Source organism: Rhizobium sp. L43, from assembly GCF_002531725.1.
Taxonomy (GTDB): domain Bacteria; phylum Pseudomonadota; class Alphaproteobacteria; order Rhizobiales; family Rhizobiaceae; genus Rhizobium.
In genome coordinates this window covers 83,598-109,509 of record NZ_NWSQ01000017.1, presented here as the reverse complement: position 1 = coordinate 109,509, position 25,912 = coordinate 83,598, and the positions used below count along the sequence as shown (strand labels likewise).

Sequence of the window (25,912 nt, the reverse complement as noted above, 5' to 3'; positions counted from 1 at the left end):
GAGTCGGCGTTGGCGTCTATCCGATGTCTGGGCGGATCTCTGATGACTATGTTGCGCTTGCGCGGCGTCGGACCAAGCTCGGGCGTGCGCGAGCGCGTATGCTGTTGAGGACGACACATGCCGATGGCGACTTCCGACTGCTTAGTATGAATCGACCGGATTCTCAGTCGCTGTCCGATGATGGACTTGGATTGCCCAATGGCAGTGCGCGGCCGATTGCAATCACAGTATTGGTGCTGTGATTTACGGCCGCTTCGTGGGTTCTTTCCGTCTCAGGCGCGCAATTAACTGTCCGATCGGACCATCGATATGACCAGCAGCGCTGTGGCTTGCGAGGCATGGCTCCTGTCCTGGTCGGGCATCGTATGGAGCGATGATCTCGCTGCCATTGGCATTCACGGCCAGGTGGAGGTTGCGCCAATTGCGACGTAGGCTGGCGCCGTGCTTCTCCTTCAGTCACGGTCTGCACCATAGACTTTGACGCCGGTCCTGTCGATCACAACATGGACCGGTCCGTCTGAGGGATCATAAGCCGCCAAGGCATTGATCTGGGCCGCTCCCGCCTGTTGACCGGATCGGCTCGGCAGCCAATGCGCTGCGTTCCTGTATTGGCGCCCTGATCAACGGCCTCGAGGTATCAAGCCGGCGAAGGCCAAATTGTCAACACTTCCGCTGAGCTGCCATGATGTGCTCGATCATTGCAGGATCACATTGGGAATCGACTAGGGATTGGCGAACACCGCCGTTCCACTTGTGCACGTCGGCGCAGAATTTCTTTCAAACTCACGATGCCTCGGTCGCTCAAAGTGGTGATACCCTCTTCGCTTCCATCCTAGTCATGGAACATCTCGCCGCAATCGATGTTGTCGAAGTCGCTGGCGATTTCCTGAATCAGTTCGAGGATTCTGGCCAATCAGCGTGGCGACATATTCGATGTGTGTAGACATGCGTTGGGCGCGCCATCAGGCCACTATCTATCGGGCGCTGCCGGCATGAGGCCAGTTCCACGGCAGTACGCAGACCAACTCCACCGATTATGAGCGGAAGAAAAACAGCCACAAGCCTTGTCTCTGCTCGTGGGCACGATTTCGTCTGCTGCGCTCGCTTCATCTTTACTTGAACCGCTGGCGAGCTTTCCCTATCGGCAGAAGCCCCAATTTTGCGTATGAGTTTGAATGTGCGGAGCCGTCTTTCCGTTCTTCGTGAGAGGGCACCTGCCGACCGCCGGGATTCTCAAAGCGCCCCCAATTGACAATGTATGACACGCTGATTCCAATGAGAAACCAGATATTAAAGATTTTGAAACTCGCGACAGTCCACAAGATGAACAATAGACCCATCATGCCTGCTAAAATAGCTGCCGCCAGGGTAGGCTCACCACCGCCCATGCTAACTCGGATTCCTCGTTTCGTCACCTGAGATTGCAAGAAACCGAGCATGGTGCACCACAAGAGTAATCCAGTTATACCAGTCTCGGCACCTATTCTGGTGTAAAGGGAAAAAGATGGGAAGAATGATGCCGCCGGGTCATATAGCCAAGCTTGCGTTTCCCACACATAAGCCCAATCCGGCAAAAGTTTTGCGGCGTAAAAGCCGTACTGGTTCAAACCGACCCCTAGAATTGGATTAGAAAGCATTAGCTTAATTTGTACAAATATTCCGCTGTAACGTGAGACGTTGCTAATGCTGTCTGTGTTCCACAGGTCAGCGATAATGGCGTCCTCAAACAGCAGATTATATGCAATGGGCACAAATGCGACCATGAACGGCACGAGCCAAGCAAAAATGATCCCCCCGAGACGCACATAAGGGCCGCCCCTCACAATATGAAGCCAAGTATAAAAGGAGAGTAGGCCCAACATGCCGGCTAGGAAGGATGTCCTGCCAGAAAAGAAGCTTTCTAGTAGCAAAGCTGCAAGCGTGAAGTTTAACATAACCTGTTTAGGGCGCGCTGTCGTGCGCCTTGCATGCAAAATAAGCGGAATCAGGAGGCTCACGTAGAAACCGAAATTTGAAGCTTCATATGTAACACTTTGAATTCGCCACATTACAGTTTCACCGCGCCTCATCGCGGAAAAGAGAGGACTCGTCGCGGTAACGAAAAGGTCTCGAAACCCACCGTTCAACCATGAAAAAGCCTCAATAACCCCGAAGGCAGCAACCACGTATGCCCCTAGTATAAGGGGTTTCAGAATAAAACCTTTTAAATTAAATTTGGCAACGCACGCCAACGTAACTGCATAATAGCAGCCGAAAAGCGGAACCGCTAAGCCACTCGCAAATCGGGCTGGGCCTGTTTCGCCCTTATACGCAGAGTCAACGATTTCATTTACTGACGCGATTCCAGAGGTCAAAACTATAAACATTAATCCGACAAAGATAAATCCGAAAAAATACACCTCGTGTTTAAATCGCCCGGAAAGCACATAGAAGGCGGTCAGCGGAAACAAAATTAGAGAAATAATGAAGTACGGCTCAGCTCTTGCTTCCCCCAGCGGAGGCAATACAATTAGGCCGCCATTGAAAGGAAAGAGAAACAACGTTAACGAGAAGAGCATGATAATTATATTTGCTTTACGCAACGAATAGACCTTTGCTATATTTTCGCTCGAACCGCCATTGCCCGACTGACAGCGCATATAGCTTTTCTTCGTAAATTTCTTGCCAATGTGGGAACTGATGGTGTTTCCAACGGACGTCACGCTGATTACTTCCATGGCGAAGGACAGCGGGACCAAGGCCTTGATGGCTTTATCCTCATTATGTCATATCCGCAATCGCTTTAACTAACGCACAAGTCCTTCCGAAGAGGTGGCGTGGACGTCGGATCGTTACAAATCATTCACCGAAGTACAATAAACGCTAACACGCTGTATCAGCTTAACCCAAAACAACATGGCGAAATCGATGCGATTTTTTATAACAGGTGTGGCCGGCTTTATTGGATTTCATGTGGCAAAGCGTTTGCTTCAGACAGGCCATGTTGTCTGCGGTTACGACGGGATCACACCGTACTATGACGTCAGACTGAAAAAGGACCGCCTGAGCATCTTGAATAAACTTGATGGGTTTGAATTCGTTCACGGAATGCTCGAAGATGCGCCACTAGTGATGGAAACATGTGAAAATGCGAAGCCAGACGTGGTGATGCATTTTGCTGCGCAGGCTGGCGTTCGATATAGCTTAGAAAACCCGCGCTCTTATGTAGAATCAAACGTTAAGGGATCATTCAACATAATCGAGGCCACCAATCGAGTGAGGCCGGCTCATCTGCTCATGGCGTCAACGTCCTCAATCTATGGGAACAATCCGGAAGTCCCGTTTAGCGAAAACGACAAAGCAGACAATCCACTTACGATTTATGCCGCAACGAAAAAATCGATGGAGTTGATGGCTCATAGCAACGCTCATCTGAACGCTGTCCCCACAACCTGCTTCCGATTTTTTACGGTCTACGGCCCGTGGGGCAGGCCCGATATGGCGCTATTCAGGTTTGTAAAAAACATGCTTGAGGATTTGCCTATCGACGTTTATGGCCATGGCAAAATGTCTCGCGATTTTACATATATCGACGATCTCGTTGAAGCTGTAATTCGTCTTGTGGAAGTGATTCCCGCGCCGATTGGACAACCCATGCCCAATAATGTTGACTCGCTTTCACCAGTCGCTCCGTTCCGGATCGTCAACATAGGGGGAGGAGCACCAATTGATCTGATGGATTTCATCAGCACAATTGAAAGAAAATTGGGCGTCAAAGCAAAAATAAACTTCACCGACATGCAGCCTGGAGATGTGAACACAACCTTTGCATCGCCGATGCTTCTTGAGACACTGGTTAACTACAAGCCTGAGTCAGGCCTCAATCACGGCGTTGGCCAATTTATTGACTGGTACGTGGACTACCTCACCGATAAGAGCGCATAACGCTAGTAATGCATAAAGAAACTTGGCCTACCACGCCAGAAGGCCGCTAACTTGAATGGTCGACAATAGGTGTGGGCGGTTCGAATGATCCCAAGAAAACAACGTCTGCTATCGTGAAAGTCACTTAGCAATTCTTAGATTTCAACATATGGAATCCCGGTAAATGAAACTCGAGCAGAAGCAAAAACTACATGTAGTGATGGATGGGGATTTCAACTTTCGTGACGGGAAAGCTGTATCCAATCGAAATCACTACGAAATTTTTTCTAAGCGCTACACTTCAGTTTTCGAAGAGACCGTTATTCATTGCCGTGTACACAATGTGGTCGACGTCAATGGCAAAGAAATAGAGGGGCCGGGCGTTGAAGTGGCGGCGTTACCGTCCGTACACGGCATCGCTGAACTGATTTACTGGTTTCCAAAAATAATTCAGTCCTTCTGGTCAATTCCAAAAAACAGTCCCGTATTGTTGCGCGTTCCTGGCATCTTTCCCAGCATCGCTTGGATTGTCATGATGCTTAAAGGTCAGCGATACTGTGTTGAAGCGATGGCAGATGCAGCTGCCCAGTTCTCTGAGGGCGCGTATCGAGGGCGGCTTCGTAGCTTTTACGGTCCGATTTGGACTTGGCTGATGAGAAAGCAGTGTGCTCACGCCTCTGCGGCGTCATACGTAACGAGGGAGGCTCTCCAAAGAGCCTATCCTGCATCGAGGGCGGGCTACGAAACAAATTATACTACCTTGGATTTAGGGCGAGATAAGGTTGTGGCGTCTCCACGGCAGTTCACTCCGTCATCCGCACCTCTTCGCGTGGTAAATGTCGCAATGATGCAGAAGCATCTCAAGGGACAAGATATCATTCTCAATGCCGTGGCGTTGTTAGATGATTTGGACGTCGAGTTGTGGCTGGTCGGCGACGGAGAAAATAGGCTAGAATTTGAACGTCTCGCGGAGCGCCTTGGTTTAGCAAATCGGGTCAAATTCTTAGGGCGATTAGATGCCGGTCAAGCGGTTATGGATGTGCTCGACGAATGCGATTTGTTTGTCCTTCCGTCCCGCCAGGAGGGACTACCCAGGGTCTTGATTGAAGCAATGGCCCGAGGTCTTCCGTGTCTGTCATCGGATTTGCCGGGTAGTCGCGAGTTGTTATCAGAAGAATTTCTGGTCAGACCCAATTTGGCGTCTGCGTGGGCGGATAAGCTCGCCAAAATCATCGGTGATAGGGAAACGCTCAGTCAGATGAGCCGGATAAACATCGAGCGATGCCAAGAGTATGTAGTAGATCACGTTCAGGAACGGCGAAAGAAGTTCTACGAATACGTGAAGAAAATGCTTGTGAATTAAATTTTTGGTGTCGAGAGGTGTTTCTTGAAGTTTTGTATTATAACAGCTGAGTTTCCTCCATATCCAGGAGGGATTGCTACCTATGCGTGGGAAGTGGCTAATGAGCTACTGAATCAAGGCCATGGCGTAACGGTATTTTTGCTGGGTAATCAGGGAGCGCAATCTTACACCGAGCGTTTTCCAGTTCACATGTTGTCCCAAGGAACTTTCAAAATTAGTTCTCTTCCGGTTGCTTTTCTTAGGCTGCGCCGAGCCCTTCGACGTGAGTCATTTGATGCTCTAATCGCCGCAGACCACCGTTCTGGGCTTCTCTTGTCTATGCTTGGAAAGCGTTGGGGCAAGCGGGCCATGGTTCTGCATGGTACGGAGATTAGGGGAAAGATGCTGGGGTTTTTGCCGAAATGGTTGAATCCACTTGTGGAATTGGAGCTTCTTAACGCTAACTCAGAGTTCACAAAAAGTTTGGCTGTGTCACGACATGGGGGCTTGAATGCCACCAAAATTTTAGCAAACCCGCTTGGTGTGAATCGAGAAAAATATTCCGAAAAGCGCGATAAGCAGGCAAGCAGGAAGCGATTGAATATCGACTCCAACAAATTTGTATTTTTGTCTGTTGGGCGGCTGGAGCCGAGAAAGGGTGTGGAGTACTCAATCGACGCGGCCTGCCTTCTTCCAGATAGCATGAAGCAACAAATGGAATTCCACGTAGTAGGGCGCTCCGTTGATTTGCGGTATGCGGAGCTAATCAAGAACAAGATCAACGCTGCAGATTGCTCCGTGAAATACACAGGTCCGGTAGCGTTAGAGACGCTTCTGGACTATTACGCCGCCGCCGACGTTTTTGTTCATGCGGCAGTTCCGGACCCCTTGACTGTCGAAGGATTCGGTTTGGTATTGCTCGAAGCCGCAGCGGCGGGATTGCCTTCCATAGCAACTTTTACCGATGCCATCCCAGAGGTGGTTGTTGATGGAAGGAGCGGCATGCTTGTTTTGCCGCGAAATTCAAAAGCTCTCGCGGATGCAATGATGCATCTGTTCAATGATGCGATGAAGCTTGGCATCTTGCGGCAAAATTGCCAGAGTGTAGTAGATTACTTTACTTGGCGACGGCACGTTGAAAAACTTGTCTGCGCGCTTAAAAGCTAGGCACTTGGCATTTGTGTCGAAAACGTCGCTACCAGTTGGAATTGATGCGGATGTTGATCTTTACTGAGATTTGGCTTTGATGCAAGGTCGATCGGTATTTCTCGCTGATCAATCTCCCTTGAGCAAATCGCTTTTGGCTCTATCGCACATATGGCGTTGGAGGAGATGGTGGTCTGACTCTCCGCCGGTTTATTTCGTTAAACCCAAATTAAGCCTCATTTAATAAGACTGTCAAAATATTAAAATGCTCTTAGCGCCTGTTACGGAGGTCACATTGCTATCGCCAGACAAGCAGCCTATTCAGGCTGACAGCTATTGGGACGATGCAGACCACGGTGTACTATTCAAAGTTGAACAGCTTTTCGCCATCATCCGGCGGCAATGGAGCGTCGTCGCGCTCTGCATGGTCACATTTGCAGTCTTGGGTTTTGTTTACGCATTCACTGCCGTACCGAGATATACGGCGAAGGCAAGCATTCTTGTAGATAGAAGCAATAACGAGCTCGTAAACCAGCTCTCGAATATGAATACCCCTGTCGCTGACGATGCAACTGTCCTTAGTGAGGCCGAGATCTTCAAATCGGATACCATTACCTTTGCGGTCATCGATAAACTGAAGCTTTTAGATAAGGGCATCTTTATGGCCCCCACGCAGTCCTTTTTGGGGACCATTAGTTCTTTTCTGAGCTTCGGTTACTGGTTCCCAAACTCGGAAAAGTTGGAAGACGGTTTAAAACGCGAAATTGCCGCAGATAGGCTACTCAAGAATATGTCAGTGGACCGCATAGGTAGGTCCTACGTGTTGTCGATTAGTTATACGTCCGAATCAGCGGACCTTGCCGCTCAAATCGCAAACGAAATTGCGAATGCATACATTCGTGAGAAGTTAGATTCGAAATATGAGGCGATGCAACGCGCCGGTGATTGGCTCCAGAAACGGATCGAAGAGCTTCGTCAGAAGGCTCTCGATTCTGATCTCGCGGTTCAAAAATTTCGCACAGAGCATGGGCTGATACAGGTCGCCGGCAGCAATGGTAATTCGTTGCTCAGCGACCAACAGCTTTCTGAATTGAACAGCGCACTCATCACCGCCCGAGCCGCCACGGCGCAAGTTCAAGCACAATACAATCAGGTTAAGTCGATCATCGACTCCGGGCAGACGGATTCGATCGTAGCCGATGTCCTCGCGAGTTCCGTTTCAAACGAACTTCGCAAAAAATACCTGGAGGCTTCCAAGACCGAAGCCGAGATATCAACGCGTCTCGGACCTAATCATGTGCAGGCCGTACGGCTCCGCAATGAAATGGCCGAATACAAACGCCAGATGTTTGAGGAACTTAATAGAATTGCACAAAGTTATCAAAGTGAGCTGGTGGTTGCTCAAGAGCGTGAAACGAGACTAGCGGATAGCGTTGTCGAGGCAACGAATGTATCCAGCGCAGCAGGCGAGACGCAAGTTCAGCTGCGCGAGCTGGAGCGAACTGCAGATACATACAAGAATCTATATCAGACCTTTCTGACGCGCTTCCAAGAAGCAACCCAGCAGCAATCATTCCCTATCACCAACTCCCGAATCATAGCTACGCCGCGTGTTCCGATGAAGCCGAGCTCGCCGATAAAGTCGCTTGTTGTCTTTTTTTCCATAATTCTCGGTGCTGGTTTTGGTGGTTCTATTGGAGCATACAGGGAGTTTCGTGATCGCTTCTTCCGCACAGGAGAACAGATCCGAGACGCCCTTTCCCTTGAATGCGTTGGCTATATACCACTAGTAAAAACGAAAAATGTCGATGCCGGCGACGTACCGCTTAGTTCTCCGCGGGCATTGCAAACCGGAAACCTGACGACACGCTATGTTACAGAATACCCGTTGTCAGTCTTCGCTGAAACACTGCGCGGTGCGAAGATCGGTCTTGATACGGAGATCACCGGTCGGGCTAGTAAGGTTGTCGGCGTCGTATCCTGTCTTCCGGGAGAAGGAAAATCGACGGTTGCGATCAATTTTGCCCAGCTTCTCGCAACGCAGGGCGCAAGAACCCTGCTGATCGACGCTGACTTGCGCAACCCTGGTGCAACGCGCGCCATTGGGCCTCATGCCGAACAAGGTCTTTTGGAGGTAATTCTGGAGGACAAGTCAATGCAGAATGTGCTGCTTCTCGACACCAAGACGAAGCTTGCCTTCCTGCCTGCGGTGGTTAGGGGGCGGGTCCCGCATTCTTCCGATCTCCTATCTTCACCTCAAATGGTGGATCTTTTGGAAGAGCTTAGAACTCATTTTGATTATATTGTTTTAGACCTCCCGCCACTTGGACCTGTTGTTGATGCGCGCGCAATTGGTCCGCATCTCGATGCATCACTGGCGGTTGTTGAATGGGGTCGGACATCGCGACGTGTCGTCCGTTCGACCTTCTCAACGCATCCAGAGCTACTCCGCAAATGCATTGGCGTCATCCTCAACAAGGTCGATACGGAAAGGCTGAAGCTTTACCGCTCTTATGGCTCGGGCGAATATTACCACAATCGCTATTCATCCTATTATCAGGAGGGATGAGCGGACAGCGGATTCTCTATGGAAGGACGCGATCTCCTGGATGAGTTCGACGTTCTCTCCGATTAGCATGGCGACGTAGTCGATCGTATAGACATGCGTCGGGCGCGCAATCAGGCCGCCATCTGCCGGGCGCTTCCGGCGGTCCAGTTCCACGGCAACAGTTCCGGCAGCCGTGATACGGGAATACTGGGCATGCGTGCGAGCACGCCCGGCAGCCAGGCCTGAGATCGATATCGTTCATCTTTGCCGTGACGATCAGGGAATACATGAAGGCGGCACGCTCGCCGCCGCGCAGGGAACCGGCGAATAGCCACGCCTTTCTTCTCAGAGCGATACCGCGCAGGGGTTGACCTGCCACTGAACTTTCATCCAGCGGCGACTAGAGCCCCGGCGGGCCGGACTCTAATCCATCCTGGAGGAAATTCGCAGTGGCAGGTCAAAGCCCGTTGACGCGGAATCGCTCAGAAGGCGACTTCGGTATTCCGACGCCAACGGGTCAACAATAGCCGCGACAATCCATATCGCCGTGCCGTCGCCGACCCCTGCCGAAAACCTTGTAGGCTTTCCTAAACGATCCGAACCTTCCGCCGGCGACCAAAATCATCGGCGGACAAGATCTCAATAGCGGAAATAGCGCATGACATATACATGCGCTTAAAGCCAATCAGCAAATCGGAGCAAACAGCCTTCGGCGGTCAAACGCGCAACGGAAGATGATCGCGGACCGCTCGTGTCATCATTCACGTCGTCGCTGTGGATGTTGAATCAGCTTCGCCGCGTTACGTCATCTCGCAATCGATTCATTGATTACGGATCTGCACTAGCTTTGTACTCGCGGCGATTATCGGCCGCAGGCTATCGGTGAACTTCAAATTGTCCCCAATAATGCAGGAATCCATCATGCTGGCGTGATCCTGGGCGCGACATGCACCCAAAAATAGTGTTAGCAGTTAACCATTTGTTAATTTATTTGATGACGGCGCGCGTTTGTCGAAGTAAAGAAATTTCCATACCGAATATCAATTAAGAGCAGAGTGCGATGTCGACGGCGACGACAGAAGATAGTGTAAGTAATATCTTTCCAGCTAATATGATCGTACAGGATGCCACTGCTGATTGGCAATCTCGATATGGCGCAGCCGTTACACCTCGACCCGAGGCGTATAACTTCATACTAAAGCGTCTGTTCGATGTCATAGCTTCGGCCAGTGCTCTGCTCATCCTCGCGCCGTTCTTGCTCACGATCGCCTTCCTTATCAGGCTTGAGAGCCGTGGATCATCGCTTTTTTCTCAGGTTCGGTGGGGCAAAGGTGGGAAGAAAATCAAGGTCTACAAATTTCGTTCGATGCGCTCAGAACTTTGTGACGTGACCGGTACCCAGCAAACAATAAAAAACGACCCCAGAATTACTCGTCTCGGCGCTATACTTCGCAAAACAAATTTGGACGAGTTGCCGCAGCTTTACAATGTATTGCGAGGCGATATGTCGCTTGTCGGACCGAGGTGCCATGCGATCGGTATGCTTGCTGGTGGAATCCTTTATGAAGAACTCGTTCCTGCCTATCATAGACGCCACGTTATGCGCCCCGGCCTGACGGGTCTTGCTCAGATGCGCGGCCTACGGGGACCAACCGACCGGGTTGCAAAGGCACGAGCCCGCATCAATGCGGATCTATACTACATCGAAAACTTCAACCTCTGGCTGGATATTCGTATAGTATTTGGCACTATTGCATGTGAACTTCGCGGAGATGGTGTCGGCTTCTAAGAAGAAATCAGGCATGCGGACACCTGTTGTTACTTTGACAGAAACCCACCTACGTGAACAGACCTTCTGAGAAGATCAACTACGCATGCAGATACTTCTGCGATCGAAATACAGTATGGGCACCACGGCCTGAGATGTGGTTCTGTGTTGCCATTCAAAACCGCGTGCCGTTTTACGTGGAATTCTCGAGAATATCCCGTCGCGGCGGCAACGAGCAAGGGAGGGGTATTGGCGTTAATGTCCGGTGGTCCGTTGGTCTGGAATTCATGACGTCATCAAAGAGGGCTGGCGCCAGATGCAGTTCTGCCGAGTACTCATTGAGCTTCAATCCTATCAAGCAAGCCTCCGCCAAGATCAAACACTGGATGCGAATAACCCGACATAAGGCAAAGCACTCTGGCGACGAATTGGATACCTTTTTGATACGATTAACACAAACTACTTCACAAGCGCGGGATGCGCTTTCAGTGAAAATACGGACGCTCCAGCCAAGACGTATTTTCTCGGTTTATAAAGTCTTATCTCCCATTAATAATCCCAGAAAAAGTCTGGATCCGGGCTCGACTCTCCCGCGAATCTTGCCATTACTGTCCGCTCGTAGGGGGCGCCATCAAACAGTCCGCTGGGCCAATGATGGTTGTAGGTATTTCTGGGGACAATTTTGAGATTTATTTATTTCCTCCGGCCGGCTGTCGCCGCGAGTCCGATGCCCGCCATTGCCAACTCCATCACAACGCACGCTGAGTTGCAGATCAATCCCAAGGTGGTGAGCGCCGCCGCGGTGTACCCAATTCTTTCGGGAACGAAAGGCCAGAGGTTATATCAGCACGGTCTCGCATTGATAGGTCGGTACGAGTTCGGTGAAGACGTTCCGGTACCTGCTGACGAAGGGGAAGGAGTCCCTGAAGCACCGCAGGAATCGTACCGATTTCACAATGTCGATTTCCACATCCGTGAAACGATCCACAGAATCAAGGGAGCGTACCGCAACAAGTCGAGCGTACTGATACCTTTTCGACACGGGTTGCCGCTGCGGCAAGGAATTCGGAGCGCCTGGAGAGGCCATAAAACTCGATTAAAATTGCAAGAATTATCGCAATATCTTGCGAGTTGAACTATTTTCGCTTGTCGATAAAGTATTAGAATTATTGAGAAAGAGTCGGATCGATGCTGTTTGGCAAAAAGAAATATGGGCACGTATGCATGCGTTGTGGTAGCGGCAAGAAGATCGATGGTGATGAATTAATGTGTTCGTCTTGCATCGACGAGATTAACCTGCGGGCCCAGCCGAACATAGTGGCTCCCAATTCGAACGAAGAACAGCCTGACCTGCCACGGAGAGCTTCCTCCAGAATGGATTAGAGGCTGGCCCATTGTAAGCTGCCCCAAAACTCTTGACCAATGGAATTGAGCTTTCCGGCTCGAGGACGGACGAATGAAGAAGCAGAAGGCCGGCGCGAAAGCAGCCGATCTTAGGCACGGGTATAGAATTTCAGAAACTGCACTACAACTGAAAAGCGAAATGCGAACGCTGTGATGGGTCTTTCAGAACGGCGGGCTTCCCAGATCGCCGGAGACCGAATTGGGAAAATGCTCGGGTCCCCTCTCCAGCAGATGAATTCGTATGGGGTAAGGCGCTTTGAGCGTCTTGAGACGGCGGCCGAAATGCTAGACTAGGCTTCGATGAAGTCTCTAAGATGCGTTCGCAAGGGTCATCGTCATGGGAGCGCTTGACGGTAGCCTCCTTGAGCGAGCAACCTCATCCACTCGAACTGAACTTTGTCGAGGAAGGTTTCACCTGAGCCAGCCGATACTCGAGCTGTTCTCGTCGCAGTTGTTGAAGATGTGATGCAATGCGTATCGATCGCAGGCGCGATTGACGAACTGCATGCTATTGTCCGTCAGCACGGTATGCATAATTTAAGGAACGGCCTGACCAGATTGCCGCCGACATGTACTGTGGTCAGACGAACCTACACGTTCAGTCGATGGGGGTGAAGAGGTAGAGCTTGCCATTGGCGGGCTGCACATGGGCGAAATCGACGTGTAAGCTCGTTGCGTTGCTGGCACTGGTGCAGCAACGAGCGCGTCACTTGAGGAATGGTCGACTTCGGTCCTTTCAGATCAGTCGAAAGATCGGCGACGGATGTTCGTTTCTTTCATTTGGAGCCGTCTCTGATTGATACCGCAGAGTTTCGAAGGCTCTCTTAATTGTTTTGTATTGCCTCTGTCGTTGCGGTGCTGCCATGGAGAATTTGTCTCATAAATGCAGCCGTCCAATCCGGAGAGAGTGACGCTCCATCAAAGTCTAGGATCAAACGTCTAATCGCCAATGAACGAAAGTCTAATGAGAGGTGAAGGCAAGATGCGTGGGTGGTAGAGTGTGGATCGCGCAAGTGATGGAGAGTAGTTTCTCGCTGTGAGGGGTGCATCATCGCACGATCCACTAGCGCGATAGCAGAACTTTTTAGCGTTTAAAAGTGCTTACAGTCACCACAAAACGTGAAAATACTGAGCCATGATCGGCTTTTGAGGCAACGATCATCATTCAAGCATTCACGACTCTTAAGTACCCTATCTTTGCGCCTGCTGTCGGCGTCCACCCGAGTGGGTCTCCAAAACCCGCGCCTTCAGCCGGAGCTTGAACGACGACATCTTCGCAGGCCCGGCAGTCGTAATTCGGTCGGCGAACAACCAGCACCCGGAATTGGGCTGGAACGATGTCGAGTTTTTCGCTGACGTCTTCGCCTGTCCGATGCAGATTATGACGACAGCCTGGGCAGGCATGGTCATCGATATTAACGACCATCTCAATGCGAGGCAGATGGGCTGGAAACGAACCTCGGTTCGTTCGCCTTTTAGCAATGCGATCCCGGCGCAGACCGGCCGACACCTCTTCCTTCGCTTCAAGCCCATCTGCCTCGACTTATTGAGCTTGTTCCAGGCCGAGCCAATATCATAGGGACAAGAACCAGCATATTTTGCCGCTTGGAACGAGATGTCGGATGCGGCTGATTCAATTGGTCGCGGACGCTATCCTGCCCGAACGGGCGCGCGTTTTGCTCGGCGCATGCACGCGTTTCCATTGCAATCCCTAAAACAGCGGAGAGAACTGGATTTCAGATGCATCGCCGCCATCTTGCATCCGGGGCCAATCGAACTCTCCATCCTCAAGCCGGTTGGCGACCAAGCAGACGCCGCCGCCATCCCAGAAGATCAGGTTGATGCGGTCGGTTCGCTTGGCCCGGAACAAGTAGATCGTGCCGGGGAACGGATCAGCTCCCATTTCAACCTTCACCAAAGCGGCCAACTTCCGCGCCCTTGCGGAAGTCGACCGGCTTGGTGGCGATCATGACTATCGCGCCGGAGGAGCCAATCACGATGAGGCCTTTAGAGTCTGGAGGACGGCTGCGATTGTCATTCGTCGAATGTTAGATCTTCCAAACCCTTGGTACGCTCGAGCTTTTCGCAGCGGGCGGCCATCAAGGTCGAGACGTGTGGTTCGGCTATGAGGCCGAACGGTTCGCTCTCCAGGCATTGAGCTGTGAGATCGAAGTCTGGTGACCGACGGTGATCATAGGGTCGTTCGGTGTGGTAAATCCACCCTCGCCAAGGTCATTTGTGCCCTGTACCGCCGGCGACCGGAGCCGTTCTGGTGGATGGACAAGACCTGTCGCAGTTCGATCCGGCCAGCATATGCCGGCGCATTGCCGATATTCCACAAGAGCCGGTGCTGATCGCCGCTTGCATTCGGGACAGCCTGCTAGGACGTCAAAGAACTGCCCCTTTAGGCTCGGCGCCGCAAGCCAAAGTGAAATGGTCCGAAGCCGTTGCCACTGCCGAGGCCACATTGCAAGGAGCTCCGTGCTATCCTACGCGCCAAATCATCCTTCAACGTTTGCGGCCCGCAATCTGAACGGTGGTAAATCGGTCCGACGCCCTGTGCGAACAGGGCGTCGGACCTCGCCAACACAACTGCTGCTCGCTAAGGTCGCGATGGCTAGAACACACTCTGACAGTATCCGGTTACTAAACAATAAAATTTGGCAGGGGCATGAGAATACCGATTTGAGCTATAAAGCTCCTGAGACAGAGGAAGAAACGGATGTCTGAAGAACTGCGATTCGGCGCCCGAAGAACCAGATGATACCTGGGTAATAGTCGACCGCGCGCTCGGGCCTGATACTGGCTCGCCTGAACGGCAGTGTTGTCTGGGGAACTGATTAAAATCCTTGAACGGATTGAGGACTTGGAGGAATCCGGCCGGGATCTTGCTTGCGAGTTCGCCGTGACGCGCACGACACGACCCAGTGGGTGAGCTACGAAGAGACGCGGTACCCTCTGGAGGAAGCTCGACAGCGTGTGTCGCGGCGGTGCAGCAGTACTTAAACTCGTCAGCAGCCGTCGACAAGGCCGAGATGGGCTCGTACCTTAACAAGCTGTGCGAGAGCCTTGACGCATCAATGATTGGAGGGCAGGAACAGATCGCGGTAAAAGTGATGACAGATCAAGCGGTGGTGGATTCGAGTATCGCCGTTAACCTTGGCCTAACCGTCACCGAACTCCTCGTCAATGCGATAAAACATGCCTTTCCCGTGACGCATACCGATGCCCAGGTTCTTGTCACATCCGAGGTCGATGCCGCTGATTGGCAGTTGACGGTGTCAGATAACGGGTCGGTAAAGCGGAACCGGCTACGAGTCCAGGACTCGGAAACACGATCGTGAAGGCCCCTGTCAAACAATTGGATGCCCGGCTGGAGACGAGCGCGGGCTCCATGGGAACCAGGGTCGTAATCGCGCCTCTTCGTAAGAAGCTCGCGAAGCGCGGTCGAGTCTGCCAGTCCTTCTTATTTTCCATAAATAGTTGTTACGGCTCAGACACCCTCGAATATCTACCAATTTACAAGTCACTGTGTGATCAGGCCCCCGCAACCAAACAAAAAGGCCCGCTGCAAAGCGGGCTTTTTTTTGGTAATGGGTCGAGGAGTTAACGCCTCTTCAGGGGCGCGCAAGAAGGCGAAGCCGACGCGCCGGGACAGAAAACCACAAATCCTGCCAACGAAACCAAATGCCTTCAAAGATCAGCTACACAAATGCCCGCCTCCTGCGGGCTTTTTGCGTTGCTGGACGTCAGATCGATGCTCCTATCATAACTGCAGGCGCTGGCCCTTGGGCCGGATGCCGGCGTTGCCGAATGCGGCACGCTCTAGCGCTTGTCGGTTCTGTCGAGCGCGCGGAAATCCTGATCCGCGTATCGACGAAGAGCGCCGTCAACCGGTAGAGCGTTCTCTCACTGGTTTCACCGAAAGAGGAGCTGCGGGTATATCCTCCGATGCCGGCCGAATAACTGCATTGCCGTTGCGATCTGTGCGTGGCATCTTCCCGGCGGAGAATGCCACGTCTCGCCTCGAGGTCGTGGGATAACGGGTTTTCCCATTTTTCGCTGTATTAAGTCTGTCTTCCCAACGGAGGCTCGAATGAGTGTTGGCCTGATCGCCCTTCTTGATGATATCGCCGCGCTGGCCAAGGTGGCTGCGGCCTCGCTTGACGATATTGCCGGCCAGGCAGCCAAGGCCGGCGCGAAAGCCGCAGGCGTCGTCATCGATGATGCGGCGGTCACACCCCGCTACGTCACGGGATTTTCGGCAGCACGCGAATTGCCGATCATCGGCAAGATCGCGCTCGGTTCGCTGAAGAACAAGCTTCTGATCCTGCTTCCCGCAGCACTTATCCTGAGCCTTGTCGCGCCGCAGGCGATCACACCGCTGCTGATGATCGGCGGGCTTTTTCTCTGCTACGAGGGCGTGGAAAAAGTCTACGCGCTGGTGCTGCCGCATGCAGCCCACGCCCATGAAACGGCACTCGAGACGACAAGCCTCGATGCGCAATCGCTCGAAGACCAGAAGGTCGCCGGTGCGATCAAGACGGATTTCATCCTCTCGGCGGAAATCATGGCAATTACGCTCGGTGCGCTGCCGTCAGGCAATATATTCACGCAGGCCTTCATCCTTGCCGTCGTTGGACTGGGCATAACGGTCATGGTCTATGGTGGCGTAGGGTTGATCGTGAAGGCCGATGATCTGGGTCTGATGATGGCGCGGACGCAGACGGCGCTTCCGATGGGTCCGTTCTTGCGCGCGGTCGGACGAGGGCTTGTCACCGGCATGCCTTATTTTCTGAAGGTGCTCGGCGTTGTCGGAACGGCTGCGATGATTTGGGTCGGCGGCGGCATCATCGTTCACGGCCTGGAAGCCTATGGAGCAAGCGGCCTTGCGCATCTGATCCATGAAGCCGGGGAGATGGCCGCACATGCAATTCCCGTTCTGGCGTCCGTGTTGCGCTGGATCGTCGAGGCCGCAGGCGCGGGCATCATCGGTATTGTCGTCGGCTTGATCACAATTCCGGTCGTAGGCTACGCTATTTCGCCGATGTGGCGGTACCTCAAATCGCGCCTGCCGCGCCGCCGGCGGAAAGGGGTGTTGGCGGACGGGAAAAAATGAAGGCCCCGGCCATCGGCAAGTTGCGATAAATCTGTTGGCTCGCCGGCGCACGATGTCTCCATTGCACGTGCCGGCTCACTCACAAGAGGCCGGATTCGCCTACTCGCCCTGTCGCAAGTTGCGTAGTCGGTCAAAAAGCACGGCGAGCACGATTGCCCCACCGATAAAGCATCCTTGCCAGAAGGCGTTGATGCCGAGCAGGCCAAGACTGTTGCGGATAACCTCGATAAGTGCGGCGCCGACCAAGGCTCCAAAGGCGGTGCCGACGCCGCCGGCAAGATTGGCGCCGCCGATAACCGCGGCGGCAATGACCTGAAGTTCCATTCCGGCGCCGATATTTGTGGTGACAGCGCCGAGCCAGCCGGTTTGAATGACGCCGGCAACCCCCGCGGACAGGGCAGAAATCATATAGACGATGACCTTGATCCTCGGCACCGGAACGCCCGTCAGTGTCGCGGCGTGCTCATTGCCGCCGATGGCAAAGACATAGCGACCGAACTTGGTCCAGCGCAGCACGAAACCGGTGATGAGTGCCAGCACGACCATGTAAAGCACTGGATTGGCGATGCCGAAAACCCAGGCGCCGCCACCCAGCGCCAGCAGCTTGTCGTGGTCGGGACCAAACTGGAAAACGACGGTGTTGTTGGATGCAACCATCGCAAGGCTGCGCGCAATAGACAACATGCCAAGGGTGACGACGAAAGGGGGGAAACCGAGATAGGCGATCAATACGCCGTTGAAAGCTCCCACCAGAAGAGCAGTCCCGATCGAGGCGGCGATGCCGACTTCAATGCTGTATCCCGCGTGCATGACGACCGCCAGCACCATGCTGCACAGGCAAAGCACCGAGCCGACGGACAAATCGATGCCGCCGGTGATGATAACAAGCGTCATGCCGAGTGCGATAATGGCGACGAAAGTGACGTTGCGGGTGATGTTATAGATATTCTTCGCGGTCGCGAAGGAATCCGTTGCTAGCGACAGAAAAATGCAGGCGAGAATGACCGCAATCAGCACCCAGAATGTCTGGCCGCTGAAGACCGATGCCAGCCAGCCCCGTTGCTTCTGTCCGATCGTCTGGTCAAGTGTCATTGCCATCGTCGACCTTCTTTCCTGTTGCAACGGATAGCATCGATCACACCTGTTCGATGGCGCCGGTGATCAATCCCGTCACTTCCTCCGGCGAACTTGCCGCAATCTGCTTGTCGGCCACTTTTCGGCCCCGCCGCATGACGATCACGCGGTCGGCGACCGAAAAGACATCGGGCATGCGGTGGCTGATCAGGACAACGACAATGCCCCGGTCACGCAATTGGCGGATGAGATTGAGAACCTCGGCCACTTGGCGCACTGAAATGGCTGCTGTCGGCTCGTCCATCAACACAATTTTCGCTTCCGACAGCATCGTGCGGCCGATCGCTACCGCTTGCCGCTGGCCACCTGACATTTGCTTGACGAGATCGCGGGGCCGCGTCTCGGATTTCAGTTCGCGAAATATCTCGCCGGCGCGTTTGTACATGGCCTTATAGTCAAGGACGCGAAGAGGCCATATGCCACGGCGCAATTCTCGCCCGAGGAAGACGTTGGCTGCCGCCGTCAGATTGTTGCAGAGCGCCAGATCCTGATGAACGATCTCGATGCCATGCTGACGTGCCTCCTTCGGCCGATGAAGCACGAGCTCGGCGCCGTCGAGGCGCATGGTTCCGTGGCTCGGGCGAAAGTTGCCGGCGATCATCTTGACCAATGTGGACTTACCGGCGCCGTTGTCGCCCATCAGGCCGACAACCTGCCCTGCTTCAAGTGAAAACGAAATATCGTTGACGGCCTGGATGGCGCCGAAATGTTTGGAAATATTGGTCAGCTCAAGAACCGCCACCAGCCTTCTGGCCTCCCAAAACTACAGGCTCTCCGTCGCGTGTCTCGACGCGAGGCTCCAGCGAGTTCGCTCTTCCAATGTCCTCCCAGGAAAAGCGATCAGGAGCATTTACGCAAAACCCAGCGACAGCGTCAACTCATTGTCCGAGGTGTCGGCGTTATTGTCGCAAAAATCTGTTTTGTCAGACAAATATCATTTGACGAGACTGGCGCCTGGATATTAGCTTTCACCGGGGAGATAGAGCATGCTGATCCTTGTGACCGGTGCGACGGGCAAGGTCGGGCGGCGCTTCATAGCTGGGCTGCTTGACGATCCGAGCTTTTCCAAAGCCCGCATCCGCGCGCTTTGTCACAACCGTGTGTGCGATGAGACCAGCCGTGTCGAGGTCATCCGCGGTTCGATCGCCGATCGCAATGTCGTAGCAGCGGCGCTCAAAAACGTTACGCATGTCGTGCATCTCGCCACATGCAAAGAGACGCCTGAAGATATCATGGATGTCACGGTCAAAGGTCTCTTTTGGCTGCTTGAGGAATTCCGTACGAACGTCACGGCACGCCAGTTCATCCTGATCGGCGGCGATGCGGGCATCGGGCATTTCCACTATCGCCACGACGGCCCGATCACCGAGAAAGCCCCCCATTGTGCTTATCCCGGAAGCTATGCGCTCTCCAAGGTTCTGGAAGAGGTGATGCTGGAGCAGTTCGGCATTCAATATGGCCTCAATGGCTGTTGTCTGCGCGCGCCCTGGATCATGGAAAAGGACGATTTCAGGTATTCGCTGTCTTTTGGAGACGACGTCTTTGGCGGCCCGGACTGGAAGACGCTCGTTCCGGAAGAGGCGGCGCGGCGCTATGCGGCCATGGGGACGGTGCCGCGGCTGCTCGATGCCGATGGACGTCCGCTGAAACGCAATTTCGTGCATGTCGACGACCTCGTATCGGCCATATTGGCGGCGATCGACAACCCGCGGGCGGAGCGGCAACTTTTCAATATCTGCATGGATCGCCCCGTCGACTATGGCGAAGTCGCCGCCTATCTCCAGCGCACGCGTAATCTGGGCTGCACCGACATACCCAGCCGCTTCCATTCCAATTGGATGGATAACAGCAAGGCGAAGTACCTGCTGGGTTGGCGGCCAGACTACGATCTCGAAATGCTTATCGACTCGGCATGGCAATATGAGCGTTCGAAGGAGGAGCCTCGCATCGTCTGGTATCCGGGTTGATTTCGTGTGGCGGGCATGTCGTGTCCGTCTGTTTCAAGGGAGGAAACTATGAGGAAGGCATTATTACTGACAGCTGCAGTTCTAGCACTGACCGCCGGGCAGGCCCTGGCCAAGAAGCAACTGGTCATCGTCGTCAAAGGCCTCGACAATCCGTTCTTCGAAGCCATCAATCAGGGTTGCCAGAAATGGAACAAGGAGAATCCCACGGCCGAATACGAGTGCTTCTACACCGGTCCGGCATCGACATCCGATGAAGCCGGCGAAGCGCAGATCGTCCAGGATATGCTGGGCAAGGCAGACACGGCCGCCATCGCAATTTCGCCGTCGAATGCAAAGCTCATCGCCCAGACCCTGAAGACCGCCAATCCGACGGTTCCGGTGATGACGCTCGATGCCGATCTTGCCGCCGAGGATGCCGCGTTGCGCAAGACCTATCTCGGCACCGACAACTATCTGATGGGCGCACGCATCGGCGAATATATCAAGAAGGCCAAGCCGAAGGGCGGCAAGATCTGCACGATCGAAGGCAATCCGGGAGCGGATAATATTCTGCGCCGCGCGCAAGGTATGCGCGATACGCTCACCGGCCAGAAAGGCCTGACCGCTCTGAAAGGCGAGGGCGGCTGGACCGAGGTCGCCGGCTGCCCGGTGTTCACCAATGACAATGGTGCCCAGGGTGTTCAGGCAATGACCGATATCCTGGCCGCCAATCCCGACCTGGACGCATTCGGCATTATGGGTGGCTGGCCATTGTTCGGTGCGCCGCAACCCTATCGCGACCTGTTCAAGCCGATGGCCGACAAGATCGCCAGCAATGATTTTGTCATTGGCGCCGCCGACACGATCGGCGACGAGGTTGCCATTGCGAAAGAGGGCCTCGTGACGGCGCTCGTCGGCCAACGGCCGTTCGAGATGGGCTACAAGGCGCCCTCGGTGATGATGGATCTGATTGCCGGCAAGCCGGTAGAAGATCCGGTCTTCACCGGGCTCGATGAGTGCACCAAGGATACGGTCGATACCTGCATTCAAAAGTAGGTTCGCGGTTTGGCGGCGCCCGGTTCATGGGTGCCGCCGACCGTCCGCATGAGGCGGATCGGAAGATCCGCAGGGCTTGACGCGCTCTGGATTCCGCGCTTCTTGGCGGGGTCAATCGCAGGCGACTTCCTCGTTATTACGATTGTTTTGATAATACGCGCAGACAGTCGAAAGAATGCTGAGGCAGTAGACGTAAATGCCTGACAAGAAATCGGGAAGGCCGACGGCTCCGGTCGAGACGGTGACGGTTGACCGCTCGGCCACCACAAGGCGCCCAAATTCTCCCCGCATGGCCGGGGCGAGTGTTCATGTGTCTCTGGCCGGCGAGATAGGGCTGCGAATTGTGCGCGGCGACTACCCGCCGGGCACGATCCTGCCGAACGAGGCAAAATGGTCTGAGGTCTTCGAAGTCAGCCGATCGGCAGTGCGCGAAGCCATCAAGATGCTGATGGCCAAGGGCCTGCTTTCTTCCCGCCCGAAAATCGGCAGTTGGGTCGAACCCAAGGAACGTTGGAACCTGCTGGATCGAGATGTCCTTGGCTGGTATGCCGCATCTCCCGATCGGGAAGCCTTTCTGAGGGCCGTACAGGAACTCAGGCATATGATCGAGCCGGAGGCCACGGCACTGGCTGCGGAGCGCCGAACTGAGGAACAAATGAACGCGATCAGTCAGGCCCTGCATGACATGGATCAGGCGACGTCGCTCCAGCAGCGAACGGAATCCGATGCGCGATTTCACATCGCGATCTTACGCGCCTCCGGAAATGATCTGCTGGTGCCGCTCGGGGTCTTGATCGAGTCGGCGCTGAACCACCTCTTCGCCCATGTCACGCGAGAGGAAGATAATTTGCGATACGCACTGAAACTTCATGAAAATATTGAGAAAAGCATCCGATTGCAGCGACCGGCCATGGCGCGCAACGCGGTCCGCAAGGCCTTGGCAAATACCGACCAGATCATAGCGCGGTGGTCGCGATAGGAGTTTGCATCCTGTCCGGCTGAAGTGTTGCCAGCAATTTGATGCAAAGGAGGCCAAGCTCTTACGGTCCTTGGCGCCTACCCAAAACGCCCGGCTTGTGCTATTTTCTTGGGCTACCTTCTTCGGGGGGACATGAGCCATGCGCGGGCTGCTTGTATCGGTGGCGTTGATTTTCACAGCGACGATAGCCGCTGCGGGGAGTCCCTTGTTCGATGCCATTGCAACCGGAAACTCCGCCGCCGTCGAAGAGGCGCTGGCTGGGGGTGCCGATGTCGACAGCCGGACACGCGACCAGGCAACGCCTCTCATCAACGCCGCGCTCGGAAACCAATTGGCCATCGTCGAATTGCTGATCGGCAAAGGTGCCGACGTCATGGCTCGCAATTCGGGCGGCTTTACGCCGCTTCATGCCGCGGCTTTTTCCGGCAGCTTGGAGATCAGCAAGCTGCTGCTCCACCATGGCGCGACGCTCGACGACGCGGCCAATAAGGCGGGTGTGACGCCGCTGATGGTGGCCGGCGAGGAAAACCACGTCGCTCTCGCCGCGTTTCTTCTCGCCGAGGGGGCTGACGTCGGTCATGCGGAGGTTCACGGCTATACGCCGATCACGCGTGCGGTCTGGAAGGGCAACATGGACATCGTGCGGCTGTTCAAGCGGCATGGCGCGTCGTGCCCTCCGGCCAGCCGGCTCGGCGAGGAAGGTTACGCCAAGTGCATCGAAATCCACGATTGAACAGGAGGCGCAGATGTATTCAGGAACCAGAAACGGTGGGCGAGGAATTGGTCGCTCTATGGCGGTGTTCCTTCTGACTTTATCCGCTATCGGCGGATCGCGCGCTTTCGCCGACGACTCCGTCAATACCGGGTACTTCGGCGGCGTTGCAATCATGGGATACGACCCCGTCGCCTATTTCACCGAAGGCAAAGCGGTGAAAGGCTCTAAGGAGTTCTCTCACGAATGGCTGGGGACGCCGTGGCTGTTTGCCAATGCCAAACACCGCGAAATGTTCATCAGCGAGCCGATCAAATATGCGCCCCAGTATGGTGGGTACTGTGCGGGCGAGGTGGCGCTCGGGTCGGTCACGATCAATGTCGATCCGGAAGCATTCAAGATCATCGATGGCAAACTCTACCTGGTCTACGACAAGGGATCGGCAGAGGAGTTTGCCGCTCATGTGGCCGAAGCAGCGCCGAAAGCCGACAGCAACTGGCCGAAGGTCGTAGCCGATCTCGAGCGGGATCAATATCACTAGAGCTTTGTTTTCACGCAATTCCCGGCAAAAGCGCTTCGCGCTTCGCCTGGGAAAACCGCTTCGCACTTTTCCTGGAATTGCTCTAACGCAGGTGGAACGCGGCTATTTGACGGGCGAGAAATAGAAGACTTTGGTGGAGTTCACATAGGCATAGCTGGTTTCATCGGGCGCGTTTGCACGTCTGTAGACCGGGCCGCAATCGGCTCGTCCAAATGCATTCTCGCTCTGCTCGCAGAGCATGTCGTCATTGACGAAAACCGTCCCGGTGATCATCTGCGTCGCCGAGCGGAATGCCGCCTTGCCGTTGCGTTCGATTTGCATGAGTGCAGGGCTTCCTAAGGGCTCGGTTTTGCCCCGCAGAAGATTACCCATGACAGCGCTTGCGATTTCGTCGCCTTGCAGCCGGTCCTGCTCGTAGCCCTTGAAACCGAACGGCCATTCCGGCAGACCGGCCTTGCGCAGAGCATCGATGATAGAGGTCAAATCCTGCTCGTTGCGGAAGTGGGCGTTGCTGATGCGCCAGCCCGCCAGGGAATCGCGCCCAGCCAGAAAGCGAAGTCCCTCGGCGACGGTCGCACGGGCGTCGTCGAGGCGACCGGCGCGGACATAGGCCATAGCGAGTGGGGTGACGAAATCGCCATTTCCCGGCGAACCGTCTCGCGCACGTTGGAAATTGTCGATGGCCTTCGTGTAGTCGCGCTGCAAATAGAAGACCAGGCCGGCTGTGTATCGGTTGATGGCGGAGAGGTTCGGATCGTGCCTGAGCGCCGTCTCGACGGCCGCGGCGGCTTCGGCATGATTACCTGAGTACAATTGAACATAGGCCAGGGCCATATGCGCCTCGGCATCGGTAGACCCGAGCGACACTGCCTGCTGCGCCGAGGTGACCGCCTGCTCGTAGCGGCGGTCCACCACCTGCATGACGGCAAGAACGGCGTATGGCGATGAAAGAACCGGGTCGAGCGCCAGCGCGCGGCTTGCCTTCTCGTAGGCCCTTTTTCGTGCCAGCGCGCTCTGGAGAACGTCGTCATATGCGCTTCGCCAGACATAGGCGGTCGCGTGCGCGTCGGCCGCGAAGGCCTCTGCAAAACCGGGGTCGAGCGCTTCCGCTTTGTCAAACAGCGCCAGTGCCTCCAGCAGCCGCGAACGGCGGCCCGTTCGCGTCGCCTGCTCGGCCCGAAGGTAGTAGTCGTATGCTTCCAGATTTGCAGTCGGCGGACGGGTAATCCGCTCCGCCTCGGATCGAGTGAGTTTCAGGCCGAGCGCTGCGGCGATCTGCCGGCTCAATTCGTTCTGCACGGCCATCACATCCGCCGCGCCGCGGTTAAACCGGTTGGCCCACAGGTGGTCGCCTGTGGCGGCATCGGTCAGTTGCGCATTAACGCGGATTTGGTCGCCTATCCGTTGCACGCTGCCCTCGACGATAAAACGGACGCCGAGATCGCGTCCGATGTCGGCCAAAACCAGAGGCTTGCCTTTATAGGCAAACACCGAGTTATGGCCGATGACGTCAATGTCCGAAAGCATGGTCAGATCGGCAATGAGGCTGTCGGTCATGCCATCGGTGAAATAATCCTGGCTCGGGTCGTTGCTCAGATTGGTGAAAGGAAGCACCGCGACGGATGGACGTTGCAGCACGAACGGCCACTGCCATGCGAAGACAATCGCAGCGGTCGCGATCAGCAGCGCTGCAAGCGTCGCCAGGATGATCGCCCTGCGACGGGGCCGATGGGAGACGACGACCTTGCCTGCCTCAGCGGGGTCTAAAAGAACACGATAGACGCGAACCGGATCGGCTATGTTCTTCAGTTGCTGCTCACCGAGAGAGGAGAAGCCGACATCAGCCTTGTGTACCGTATGATCGAAGGCGGTGCCGGATATGCAAATGCCGCCGGGCTGGGCAAGGCTCTCCAGGCGTGCGGCTATGTTGACGCCGTCTCCGTGAATGTCTTCTCCTTCGACGATGACATCGCCGAGATTGACGCCGATGCGGAACAGCATCCGCTGCTCGGGCCGCAGGGCCGCATTGCGTTCCGCCTTCTGTTGCTGGATTTTGACGGCGCAGCGCAAGGCATCCACCACACTGTGGAACTCGACCAGAATTCCGTCGCCCATGGTCTTGATCAGCCGGCCGTGATGGGTGGCGATCTTCGGTTCGAAGAGTTCGTGGAGGTCGGTGTGGAAGCGGATACGCGTTCCCTCTTCGTCGATCTCGCTCAGACGGCTGTAACCGACGACATCCGCAATCAGCACTGCTGCAAGACGGCGCTCCATGCCAGCTCTTTCCGGGTGTCCGATCCCTGACCGTTATCTT

The 25,912-nt window shown here is 54.6% G+C and carries 18 protein-coding genes and 4 pseudogenes; 13 read left to right on the top strand and 9 right to left on the bottom strand.

The window, feature by feature from the left end; translation table 11 throughout:
* Positions 1-369: 369 nt before the first annotated feature.
* A pseudogene (locus CO667_RS35950) lies at positions 370-521 on the bottom strand (transposase); the annotation flags it as partial.
* 591 nt (positions 522-1,112) lie between these two features.
* The gene (locus tag CO667_RS22430) at positions 1,113-2,702 is read right to left on the bottom strand and encodes an O-antigen ligase family protein (protein WP_143540736.1); all 1,590 of its coding nucleotides are present in this window, start codon (positions 2,700-2,702) and stop codon (positions 1,113-1,115) included.
* 205 nt (positions 2,703-2,907) lie between these two features.
* Here CO667_RS22430 and CO667_RS22425 point away from each other — a divergent pair, with 205 nt between their 5' ends.
* The 4 genes from CO667_RS22425 (at position 2,908) to CO667_RS22410 (ending at position 8,960) form a co-directional block, all read left to right on the top strand.
* Positions 2,908-3,924 (top strand): NAD-dependent epimerase/dehydratase family protein, encoded by a 1,017-nt coding sequence (locus tag CO667_RS22425; RefSeq protein WP_097620460.1) that lies wholly within the window; start codon positions 2,908-2,910, stop codon positions 3,922-3,924.
* Positions 3,925-4,087: 163 nt separating this feature from the next.
* Entirely contained in the window at positions 4,088-5,266 is a 1,179-nt protein-coding gene (locus CO667_RS22420; RefSeq protein ID WP_097620459.1) for a glycosyltransferase, read from the top strand.
* A gap of 24 nt (positions 5,267-5,290) precedes the next feature.
* Positions 5,291-6,412: a glycosyltransferase family 4 protein gene (locus CO667_RS22415; protein ID WP_097620458.1), complete on the top strand. Its 1,122-nt coding sequence runs from the start codon at positions 5,291-5,293 to the stop codon at positions 6,410-6,412.
* Between the two features lie 298 nt (positions 6,413-6,710).
* Complete coding sequence (locus tag CO667_RS22410) at positions 6,711-8,960, top strand: polysaccharide biosynthesis tyrosine autokinase (protein WP_245433218.1); 2,250 nt, start codon at positions 6,711-6,713, stop codon at positions 8,958-8,960.
* Positions 8,961-9,070: 110 nt separating this feature from the next.
* Here CO667_RS22410 and CO667_RS22400 read toward each other — a convergent pair.
* Positions 9,071-9,324 (bottom strand): annotated as a pseudogene (locus CO667_RS22400) (transposase domain-containing protein); the annotation flags it as partial.
* A gap of 115 nt (positions 9,325-9,439) precedes the next feature.
* A pseudogene (locus CO667_RS36380) lies at positions 9,440-9,604 on the bottom strand (IS66 family insertion sequence element accessory protein TnpB); the annotation flags it as partial.
* 395 nt (positions 9,605-9,999) lie between these two features.
* Here CO667_RS36380 and CO667_RS22390 point away from each other — a divergent pair.
* Both CO667_RS22390 and CO667_RS22385 read left to right on the top strand, forming a co-directional pair.
* Positions 10,000-10,728, top strand: a complete 729-nt coding sequence (locus CO667_RS22390) for a sugar transferase (protein ID WP_097620454.1) — start codon at positions 10,000-10,002, stop codon at positions 10,726-10,728.
* A gap of 706 nt (positions 10,729-11,434) precedes the next feature.
* Positions 11,435-11,842: a hypothetical protein gene (locus CO667_RS22385; protein WP_097620452.1), complete on the top strand. Its 408-nt coding sequence runs from the start codon at positions 11,435-11,437 to the stop codon at positions 11,840-11,842.
* A gap of 1,518 nt (positions 11,843-13,360) precedes the next feature.
* Here CO667_RS22385 and CO667_RS22375 read toward each other — a convergent pair.
* Both CO667_RS22375 and tnpB read right to left on the bottom strand, forming a co-directional pair.
* Positions 13,361-13,588: pseudogene (locus CO667_RS22375) on the bottom strand (IS66 family transposase zinc-finger binding domain-containing protein); the annotation flags it as partial.
* 234 nt (positions 13,589-13,822) lie between these two features.
* Positions 13,823-14,038 carry an IS66 family insertion sequence element accessory protein TnpB gene (tnpB, locus tag CO667_RS22370; RefSeq protein WP_280953237.1) on the bottom strand — a complete coding sequence of 72 codons (216 nt, stop codon included), beginning with the start codon at positions 14,036-14,038 and terminating at the stop codon, positions 13,823-13,825.
* 1,108 nt (positions 14,039-15,146) lie between these two features.
* Here tnpB and CO667_RS22365 point away from each other — a divergent pair.
* Both CO667_RS22365 and CO667_RS22360 read left to right on the top strand, forming a co-directional pair.
* Entirely contained in the window at positions 15,147-15,455 is a 309-nt protein-coding gene (locus CO667_RS22365; protein WP_179874197.1) for a sensor histidine kinase, read from the top strand.
* 752 nt (positions 15,456-16,207) lie between these two features.
* Complete coding sequence (locus tag CO667_RS22360) at positions 16,208-17,230, top strand: DUF808 domain-containing protein (protein ID WP_097620448.1); 1,023 nt, start codon at positions 16,208-16,210, stop codon at positions 17,228-17,230.
* Positions 17,231-17,329: 99 nt separating this feature from the next.
* On the opposite strand, the gene CO667_RS22355 is transcribed toward CO667_RS22360, so the two are convergent.
* Together CO667_RS22355 and CO667_RS22350 are read right to left on the bottom strand one after the other, a co-directional pair.
* Entirely contained in the window at positions 17,330-18,328 is a 999-nt protein-coding gene (locus CO667_RS22355) for an ABC transporter permease (RefSeq protein WP_097620446.1), read from the bottom strand.
* Between the two features lie 37 nt (positions 18,329-18,365).
* Entirely contained in the window at positions 18,366-19,106 is a 741-nt protein-coding gene (locus CO667_RS22350; RefSeq protein WP_097620444.1) for an ATP-binding cassette domain-containing protein, read from the bottom strand.
* A 244-nt stretch (positions 19,107-19,350) separates the two neighbouring features.
* On the opposite strand from CO667_RS22350, the gene CO667_RS22345 reads away from it, so the two are divergent.
* From CO667_RS22345 to CO667_RS22325, 5 genes are all read left to right on the top strand, one after another.
* The gene (locus CO667_RS22345) at positions 19,351-20,331 is read left to right on the top strand and encodes an NAD(P)-dependent oxidoreductase (protein WP_097620442.1); all 981 of its coding nucleotides are present in this window, start codon (positions 19,351-19,353) and stop codon (positions 20,329-20,331) included.
* A gap of 48 nt (positions 20,332-20,379) precedes the next feature.
* Positions 20,380-21,366, top strand: coding sequence for a substrate-binding domain-containing protein (locus CO667_RS22340; RefSeq protein ID WP_097620440.1), 987 nt, complete (start codon positions 20,380-20,382; stop codon positions 21,364-21,366).
* Between the two features lie 196 nt (positions 21,367-21,562).
* The gene (locus CO667_RS22335) at positions 21,563-22,345 is read left to right on the top strand and encodes a FadR/GntR family transcriptional regulator (protein WP_097620438.1); all 783 of its coding nucleotides are present in this window, start codon (positions 21,563-21,565) and stop codon (positions 22,343-22,345) included.
* A 139-nt stretch (positions 22,346-22,484) separates the two neighbouring features.
* Complete coding sequence (locus CO667_RS22330; protein WP_097620436.1) at positions 22,485-23,078, top strand: ankyrin repeat domain-containing protein; 594 nt, start codon at positions 22,485-22,487, stop codon at positions 23,076-23,078.
* A gap of 13 nt (positions 23,079-23,091) precedes the next feature.
* A complete protein-coding gene (locus CO667_RS22325) occupies positions 23,092-23,598 on the top strand; it encodes a YHS domain-containing (seleno)protein (protein ID WP_097620434.1) in 507 nt (168 codons plus the stop codon).
* Between the two features lie 102 nt (positions 23,599-23,700).
* Here CO667_RS22325 and CO667_RS22320 read toward each other — a convergent pair whose 3' ends face one another.
* A complete protein-coding gene (locus CO667_RS22320; RefSeq protein WP_179874196.1) occupies positions 23,701-25,872 on the bottom strand; it encodes a tetratricopeptide repeat protein in 2,172 nt (723 codons plus the stop codon).
* Positions 25,873-25,912: the final 40 nt, after the last annotated feature.

Excerpts from the sequence above, each read along its gene's own strand:
- CO667_RS22425 (WP_097620460.1), top strand. The coding sequence starts at position 2,908 with ATGCGATTTTTTATAACAGGTGTGGCCGGCTTTATTGGATTTCATGTG.
- CO667_RS22420 (WP_097620459.1), top strand. The coding sequence starts at position 4,088 with ATGAAACTCGAGCAGAAGCAAAAACTACATGTAGTGATGGATGGGGAT.
- CO667_RS22390 (WP_097620454.1), top strand. The coding sequence starts at position 10,000 with ATGTCGACGGCGACGACAGAAGATAGTGTAAGTAATATCTTTCCAGCT.
- CO667_RS22385 (WP_097620452.1), top strand. The coding sequence starts at position 11,435 with ATGCCCGCCATTGCCAACTCCATCACAACGCACGCTGAGTTGCAGATC.
- CO667_RS22365 (WP_179874197.1), top strand. The coding sequence starts at position 15,147 with ATGGGCTCGTACCTTAACAAGCTGTGCGAGAGCCTTGACGCATCAATG.
- CO667_RS22360 (WP_097620448.1), top strand. The coding sequence starts at position 16,208 with ATGAGTGTTGGCCTGATCGCCCTTCTTGATGATATCGCCGCGCTGGCC.
- CO667_RS22355 (WP_097620446.1), bottom strand. The coding sequence starts at position 18,328 with ATGGCAATGACACTTGACCAGACGATCGGACAGAAGCAACGGGGCTGG.
- CO667_RS22345 (WP_097620442.1), top strand. The coding sequence starts at position 19,351 with ATGCTGATCCTTGTGACCGGTGCGACGGGCAAGGTCGGGCGGCGCTTC.
- CO667_RS22340 (WP_097620440.1), top strand. The coding sequence starts at position 20,380 with ATGAGGAAGGCATTATTACTGACAGCTGCAGTTCTAGCACTGACCGCC.
- CO667_RS22335 (WP_097620438.1), top strand. The coding sequence starts at position 21,563 with ATGCCTGACAAGAAATCGGGAAGGCCGACGGCTCCGGTCGAGACGGTG.
- CO667_RS22330 (WP_097620436.1), top strand. The coding sequence starts at position 22,485 with ATGCGCGGGCTGCTTGTATCGGTGGCGTTGATTTTCACAGCGACGATA.
- CO667_RS22325 (WP_097620434.1), top strand. The coding sequence starts at position 23,092 with ATGTATTCAGGAACCAGAAACGGTGGGCGAGGAATTGGTCGCTCTATG.
- CO667_RS22320 (WP_179874196.1), bottom strand. The coding sequence starts at position 25,872 with ATGGAGCGCCGTCTTGCAGCAGTGCTGATTGCGGATGTCGTCGGTTAC.